We start from the raw sequence: 6,913 nt of genomic DNA, 5'->3' as shown, positions 1-6,913 counted from the left end.
GTTGTGGTAGGTCGCTCCCCGATTCTGGGCAAACCCATGGCTATGATGCTCTTGGGCAAGGACGCCACTGTAACAATTTGCCACTCGCGTACGCAGGATCTGCCAGCGTTAGTGGCGCAAGCCGATATCTTAGTCGGCGCCGTAGGTAAACCCGAGTTCATTAAAGCCGAGTGGATTAAAGACGGCGCGGTCGTGGTCGATGCGGGCTATCATCCCGGTGGCATCGGCGATATCGAGCTAGCCCCGCTTATCGATCGGGTTGCGGCTTACACACCCGTACCTGGCGGTGTCGGTCCTATGACTATTAATACGCTTATTCAACAGAGCGTTATGTCCGGCGAGAAAAGCTTGGCTTAATCGCCCAACGCCGAACACAAAGAAGGCCACATCTGTGGCCTTCTTTATTGGGTTTTAGGGCTAGGCCCGACGCCAAGTGGTGCCACTCGGCGAATCTTCCAGAACGACACCCGCTGCAGTCAGTTCTGCCCGAATTTCATCGGCGCGCGCATAGTTTTTAGCAGCTTTTGCCTCGACTCGTTCGGCGACTAAGGCGTCAATCGCGTCAGCGCTTAGCCCCTCGGTGTCGTCGCCGCGAAGCCAATCGGACGGGGCGCTTTGCAATATTCCTAACAAACTTGCACAGGCCATGATGCGCCCTTTGATCGAGGCCTTGTCTGAATCATTCGCTTTGTTGAGCTCAGAAATCATCTGGTGTAGCTCGCTTATTGCCAAAGGGGTATTCAAGTCATCACACAGCGCTGCATACCAGCTTTGTTGCTCGACCGATTCGGGTACTACAGCGTCGACAGACTCGACCTTACGCAGCGCGTTGTACAAACCATTTAAAGTATTCTCTGATTGATCTAACAAGTCTTTCGAGAAGTTCAGGCTCGAGCGATAATGCGCACTCAACAGAGCGAAGCGCAACACCTCGCCACGATACAGACCCAGAAGCTCGCGTATGGTCTTGAAGTTACCCAGTGACTTGGACATCTTCTCGCCATCAATATCGATGTAGGCGTTATGCATCCAGTAGCGCACGTAAGAGCCGCCATAAGCGCAGCAGCTTTGCGCTATTTCATTTTCATGGTGCGGAAAAATCAAATCGCGACCACCGCCATGAATATCAATTTCCAAACCCAAATGCTCGTGAATCATGGCCGAACACTCAAGATGCCATCCCGGACGCCCCCTACCCCATGGACTGTCCCAACCGGGTTCATCTGCGGCGGCGGGCTTCCACAGAACAAAATCTCCCGGGTGACGCTTATAATCCGCGACCTCGACTCGCGCACCGGCAAGCATATCGTCCAAATTACGACCTGAAAGCTCCCCATAAGTGGGCATACTGCTTACGGAAAACAGTACGTGACCATCGGCTTCGTAAGCGTGATTTTTGGCTAACAAGGCCTCGACCATTGCGATCATGGGGTTCAAATTATGCGTCGCATGTGGCTCTAAACTTGGTGGTAGCGTACCCAGCGCGGCCACGTCCTCACGAAACTTTTGCGTAAACTCGGATGTTACCGCGTCGATGGGTTCGCCTCTCTCGCGCGCTGCAGTGATGATTTTATCGTCGATGTCGGTAATGTTTCGGGCGTATCGCACCGTTTGGTATTGGGTTTGAAGCAAGCGAAACAGCACATCAAATACAACGACCGGACGAGCATTACCAATGTGCGCTAGGTTGTACACAGTGGGGCCACAAACGTACATCGTGACCTCGCCGGGAACTCGAGGTTCAAAGCGCTCTTTTTTACGAGCCAGCGTGTTGTATAAGGTGATATCCATGAATCCTAGGCGCCCTCTTGCCAAGTGTCTCGCAAACCAATCGTGCGGTTAAAAACGGGCGCGCCTGCTCTGTGATCGAATCGGTCAGCAACAAAATAACCTTCGCGTTCGAACTGGAAAGCCTGCTCAGGTGTGGCGGCTAGCAAACTCGGCTCGACATAGGCACGCTCGATAACAACCAGTGAGTTGGGGTTTACGACCGCCATAAAATCACCGTCGGCCTCGGGTTCAGCTTGCGTAAACAAGCGGTCATACAAGCGAATCGTGGCGCGCCCTCCTTCGCTTTTCGACACCCACTGAATCACGCCTTTTGGCTTAATACCATCTTCAGGGTCCGCTCCTACCGTATTCTCGATGACTTTGGCGAGAACCTCGACCACCTGACCTTCGGCGTCTTTGATGACATCGTAAGCCTCGATAACGTAGGCATTGCGCAAGCGTACCCGCTTACCCAATACCAAGCGCTTAAACTTTTTATTGGCCTCTTCACGAAAGTCGTCAGCGTCAATCACCACCTGCTGCGTAAACACCAACTCGCGCTCGCCCAGCGCCTCATTCTGAGGATGATTGGGTGACATAACGATTTCTTTGTGATCTTCGCTCAAATTGGTAAGCGTCACCGTCAACGGGTTTAGCACAGCCATCGCGCGCGGGGCGTTATTGTTGAGGTCATCGCGCACGGCGTGCTCCAACATTGCAACGTCTACCGTACCGTCACTACGCGTAACGCCGATCATATCGCAGAAGGTGCGAATTGCCGCGGGCGAGTAGCCACGACGACGCATGCCTGCAATGGTAGGCATTCTGGGGTCATCCCAGCCAGCAACCACGCCCTCGTCAACCAATTGCTTGAGTTTACGCTTACTGGTCACCGTGTAGTTTAAGTTTAACCGACCAAACTCGTACTGATGTGGCTCGCTGGGAACAGGCAAATTGTTAATAAACCAATCGTATAGGGGGCGATGGTCTTCAAACTCTAAGGAGCAAATCGAGTGAGTAATGCCTTCAATGGCATCGCCCTGTCCGTGAGCGAAGTCATAGGTTGGGTAAATCACCCATTCACTACCCGTTTGATGATGCACCACGCGACGAATTCGATACAAAATCGGATCGCGCAAATTCATATTGGGGCTGGCCATGTCAATTTTGGCTCGCAGAACTTTGGCCCCGTCTTCAAACTCACCCGCGCGCATCGAGGCAAACAGCGCTCGGTTTTCCTCAACGCTGCGCTCACGATAGGGACTGTTGCGACCCGGCTCAGTCAACGTACCTCGATAGGTGCGAGCCTCTTCCGCGCTTAAATCACACACATAAGCTAAGCCTTGATCAATCAAATAGCAGGCCCAGTCATACAGCTGCTGAAAGTAGCTAGAGGCATAGCGAACATCGCCCGCCCACTCAAAACCCAGCCAGCGAACATCTGCTTGAATTGCCTGAATAAATTCGTCGCTTTCTTTTTCTGGGTTGGTGTCATCGAAGCGCAGGTGGCAATCTCCACCAAACCGTTGAGCCAAGCCAAAATTCAAGCAGATTGATTTAGCGTGACCCACGTGCAAGTAGCCGTTTGGCTCGGGTGGAAAGCGCGTCACAACCTTGTTGATTTTGCCTGCTTCTAAATCTTTGGCGACCAAAGATTCTAAAAAATGCATGGGTCTAGATGGCTCAGACACAAGAGATTCCCAGTGATAGACGAAGCCGCGCATTATACCGTCCAGAAGCCCGAATCGGTAGGCATTACTTTCGGTAAAGCTACACAGGCGGTTTTTTTGCCCCCGCCCTCGAAAATCAGTATCATTGCGCCCCCAATGATGTAACAGAAACTGAGTTTTTTATGATTAAAATTTCCACCACCTTCGGCGACATGACACTTGAACTCGATGCAGAAAAGGCGCCTAAAACTGTTGCCAACTTTCTAGAGTATGTTCGTGAAGGCTTTTATGACGGTACGATCTTCCATCGCGTAATCGATAATTTTATGGTTCAAGGCGGCGGTTTCGACACCAACATGCAGCAAAAAGCCACCAAAGCACCCGTTGAAAACGAAGCGGATAACGGCCTGAAAAACGAGTTCGGTACGATCGCGATGGCTCGCACTATGGACCCTCACTCAGCGACCGCTCAATTTTTTATTAACGTCAGCAACAACGAGTTTTTGAACCACAGCGGCAAAAATATGCAAGGCTGGGGCTACGCGGTATTTGGTAAAGTTACCGAGGGCTCTGAGGTCTTAGATAAAATCCGCGCAGTGGCGACGACCTCTCGCAACGGCCACCAAGACGTGCCTGTCGACGCTGTTATTATCGAGTCGATTGTAGAAATCGCTTAATCCCATGGAGCGGCTTTTCATCTCGGATCTACATCTGAGCGAAGCCGCTCCCGATCTTTTCTTAGCCTTCGAAAACTTCCTTCAAGACCACTGCAGCGACATCGACGAGCTCTATATTTTAGGCGATTTGGTGGACGCTTGGATTGGCGACGATGATGATTCTGCCTTTGCCGAAAAGCTAAGCACGACCTTAAGTAACATCGTCGACAGCGGTTGCTCGCTGTTTCTAATGCAGGGTAATCGCGACTTTCTGCTTGGGGAAACTTTTGCTCAAACGATTGGCGCAACACTGCTACCCGATACCTGTGTGCTAACACTGGCGGGCGAGCGTGCATTGCTTATGCACGGTGATTCACTGTGTATTGATGACACCGAGTATCAGCAGTTTCGAGCGCAAGTTCGCTCCAAAGCCTGGCAGCAAAATTTATTGGCTCAATCCCTAGACCAACGACGTGCACTAGCACGACAGCTTCGGGATATGAGTCAAGAAGCTAACCAGGTGAAGGCGGAAGACATCATGGACGTCAATGAGACCGAGGTCGAGCGCGTAATGACCTGCCACGATGTCACTGTTTTAATTCACGGACATACACACCGACCGGCTAGGCACCCCATGCCAGAACTTAAAGAGCGCATCGTGCTGGGAGATTGGGACACGGATCGCCCAGTGTGGGTTTGCAGAGCCGACGACAACACCATCGAATTTTTGCACCTACCGCTGCGTCCGGCGTAAAAGGCTTCTCCAAGCACACCGAGACTATGCGGCTAGCGGAACGCCTGAGTGAAATCTAAATTCGGGATCGGGATCGGCAATGAGCACATTTTCAACGCGCAATAGTTCTTCGGTTCGCTGGGCTACCAGGGCGTCGTCAGCGACCTGCCGCGCTAAGGCCAAATAATCCATAAAATGGCGCGACTCCGATTTCAATAGCGAGCTGTAAAACGCGTTTAGCTCGTCGTCTAAATACGGGGCTAAGGCGGCAAAGCGCTCGCAGCTGCGCGCCTCGATAATCGCACCCACAATTAAGGTATCGACCAAACGCATGGGTTCTTGCTTGCTGACCTTATCACGCAAACCACCAGCGTAGCGTGAGGCATTCAACTGCGGGTAGTCGATATTGCGCTTGCGCATAATCGCGTGCACTTGCTCAAAATGCCTCAGCTCTTCGCGCGCCAAACGCGACAATTTTTGTAGCAGCTGAGGGAACTCAACGTAGCGGTACATCAAGTTTAAGGCTGTTGACGCGGCTTTTTTTTCGCAGTTGGCGTGATCGACCAACAGGATCTCTTGGTTTTGCAAGGCACAATCTATCCAGGCCCGGGGCGTTTCGCTGCCCAAAAAATCAATAATCGGCTGCACGTCCACAGCTTTGCCTTTACTCACTGGCCACCCCTTGCAAAAAATACCGTTCGTAGTGCGCTTGAGACAGCTGAAAATACTCTTCATCGACTTCATCGCGCAGTTGCTTCAAACTTTGATCCCGACACCACGGAAGAACGGCGAATCCAAATAGCGATGGATCAGTAATTTGATTCGCGCCGGCTTTCAAGATCGCAAAAACCCAACACAGCGGCGCGTGCGCATCGTCGTAGCGAATCAGCTGCAACTCCAGCTGGGCTTTGAGCACGGCCTCGTCGACCACCTCGAAACGGTTTGCCATGCACTGAGCCAAAAACTGTGCAAGACGACTATCGACGATACGCTTTTGTTGCACCGAGTAACCGTTCCAGTCTACCACCTCGTGCACGAATCGTTTGCAACCGCGGCAGACAAGATCACCGATACCGGTCGAGCAAACACCAATGCAGGGAGTTTTGACGGGGCGATCTAACATGGGTAAGTGTGTTCCGAAGGTAAAAGCGCAATACTAGGGAATCACAAACCGTTTGCCAAACGCATTGCGCATAAATCGACTTCACTATTGCTCAAATGAATACATGCTATAGAAGGCTGCGAATTCCCCCTCGTAGCCGCTTGCGGTATACTGGCGCGCGAAAATATCAAACCCTTTATGGACCACCACCAAGGAGTCGAACGTGTTAGAAGCCTATCGCGCCCACGTTGCTGAACGTGCAGCAGAAAATATCCCACCAAAGCCTTTAAACGCAGAACAGGTTGCGGACCTAGTTGAATTATTAAAGGCACCACCAGCCGGCGAAGAAGACTTTTTGGTTGAGTTAATTAGCACACGTGTGCCACCCGGTGTCGACGAAGCAGCTTACGTCAAAGCGGCCTTCTTAAGTGCAATCGTAAAGGGCGAAGCCGAATCTCCGCTAATCAGCAAGGCCGACGCGGTGAAACTGCTGGGCAACATGCACGGCGGCTACAACATCGAAACCTTGGTCAACTCACTTAACGATGCAGAGCTGGCAGAGCTCGCAGCAGAGCAGCTAAAACACACCCTACTTATGTTCGACGCGTTCCACGATGTCGAAGAACTCGCCAAGGGCGGCAATAACCACGCTCAGGCGGTCATGCAATCTTGGGCAGACGGCGAATGGTTTACCTCGCGCGATGAGGTTGCCGAGTCAATCAAAGTCGCCGTATTTAAAGTCACTGGCGAAACCAATACCGACGATTTATCACCCGCACCCGACGCGTGGTCGCGCCCTGACATTCCCCTTCACGCGCGCGCCATGTACAAAATGACCCGCGACGGTTTGAGCCCCGAAGAGCACGGTGTGGTTGGCCCAATGAGCCAAATCGACGAAATCAAAGCCAAAGGTCTGCCCGTTGCATTTGTGGGTGACGTCGTGGGCACGGGCTCATCGCGTAAATCAGCAACCAACAGCGTG

General features: G+C 52.1%; 6 protein-coding genes and 2 pseudogenes. 4 read left to right on the top strand and 4 right to left on the bottom strand.

What is annotated here, in order from left to right:
- Positions 1 to 357, top strand: a pseudogene (locus tag ACTF5Z_RS05100) (bifunctional 5,10-methylene-tetrahydrofolate dehydrogenase/5,10-methylene-tetrahydrofolate cyclohydrolase); the annotation flags it as partial.
- 60 nt (positions 358 to 417) lie between these two features.
- Here ACTF5Z_RS05100 and cysS read toward each other — a convergent pair.
- Both cysS and ACTF5Z_RS05090 read right to left on the bottom strand, forming a co-directional pair.
- Positions 418 to 1,791, bottom strand: a complete 1,374-nt coding sequence (gene cysS / locus ACTF5Z_RS05095) for a cysteine--tRNA ligase (RefSeq protein ID WP_438984745.1) — start codon at positions 1,789 to 1,791, stop codon at positions 418 to 420.
- Positions 1,792 to 1,796: 5 nt separating this feature from the next.
- The gene (locus tag ACTF5Z_RS05090; protein WP_438984747.1) at positions 1,797 to 3,440 is read right to left on the bottom strand and encodes a glutamine--tRNA ligase/YqeY domain fusion protein; all 1,644 of its coding nucleotides are present in this window, start codon (positions 3,438 to 3,440) and stop codon (positions 1,797 to 1,799) included.
- 182 nt (positions 3,441 to 3,622) lie between these two features.
- On the opposite strand from ACTF5Z_RS05090, the gene ACTF5Z_RS05085 reads away from it, so the two are divergent.
- Complete coding sequence (locus ACTF5Z_RS05085; protein WP_423849536.1) at positions 3,623 to 4,117, top strand: peptidylprolyl isomerase; 495 nt, start codon at positions 3,623 to 3,625, stop codon at positions 4,115 to 4,117.
- 4 nt (positions 4,118 to 4,121) lie between these two features.
- Entirely contained in the window at positions 4,122 to 4,850 is a 729-nt protein-coding gene (locus ACTF5Z_RS05080) for a UDP-2,3-diacylglucosamine diphosphatase (RefSeq protein WP_423849537.1), read from the top strand.
- A 24-nt stretch (positions 4,851 to 4,874) separates the two neighbouring features.
- On the opposite strand, the gene ACTF5Z_RS05075 is transcribed toward ACTF5Z_RS05080, so the two are convergent.
- A complete protein-coding gene (locus ACTF5Z_RS05075; RefSeq protein ID WP_438984744.1) occupies positions 4,875 to 5,501 on the bottom strand; it encodes a tRNA-(ms[2]io[6]A)-hydroxylase in 627 nt (208 codons plus the stop codon).
- Positions 5,494 to 5,952, bottom strand: coding sequence for a DUF1289 domain-containing protein (locus ACTF5Z_RS05070; protein ID WP_423849539.1), 459 nt, complete (start codon positions 5,950 to 5,952; stop codon positions 5,494 to 5,496). Before ACTF5Z_RS05070 ends, ACTF5Z_RS05075 begins: the two co-directional genes overlap by 8 nt.
- A gap of 202 nt (positions 5,953 to 6,154) precedes the next feature.
- Between ACTF5Z_RS05070 and ACTF5Z_RS05065 the strand changes: the two are divergent.
- Positions 6,155 to 6,913: pseudogene (locus tag ACTF5Z_RS05065) on the top strand (bifunctional aconitate hydratase 2/2-methylisocitrate dehydratase); the annotation flags it as partial.

Origin of the sequence: Aequoribacter sp. (genome assembly GCF_965659035.1) — a bacterium.
Taxonomy (GTDB): Bacteria; Pseudomonadota; Gammaproteobacteria; order Pseudomonadales; family Halieaceae; genus Aequoribacter.
The sequence above is the reverse complement of the archived record's forward strand: the minus strand, read 5'-3'. Positions and strand labels throughout refer to the sequence as shown.

Coding starts and splice junctions, on each gene's coding strand:
- ACTF5Z_RS05090 (WP_438984747.1), bottom strand. CDS start 3,440: ATGCATTTTTTAGAATCTTTGGTCGCCAAAGATTTAGAAGCAGGCAAA.
- ACTF5Z_RS05080 (WP_423849537.1), top strand. CDS start 4,122: ATGGAGCGGCTTTTCATCTCGGATCTACATCTGAGCGAAGCCGCTCCC.
- ACTF5Z_RS05070 (WP_423849539.1), bottom strand. CDS start 5,952: ATGTTAGATCGCCCCGTCAAAACTCCCTGCATTGGTGTTTGCTCGACC.
- cysS (WP_438984745.1), bottom strand. CDS start 1,791: ATGGATATCACCTTATACAACACGCTGGCTCGTAAAAAAGAGCGCTTT.
- ACTF5Z_RS05085 (WP_423849536.1), top strand. CDS start 3,623: ATGATTAAAATTTCCACCACCTTCGGCGACATGACACTTGAACTCGAT.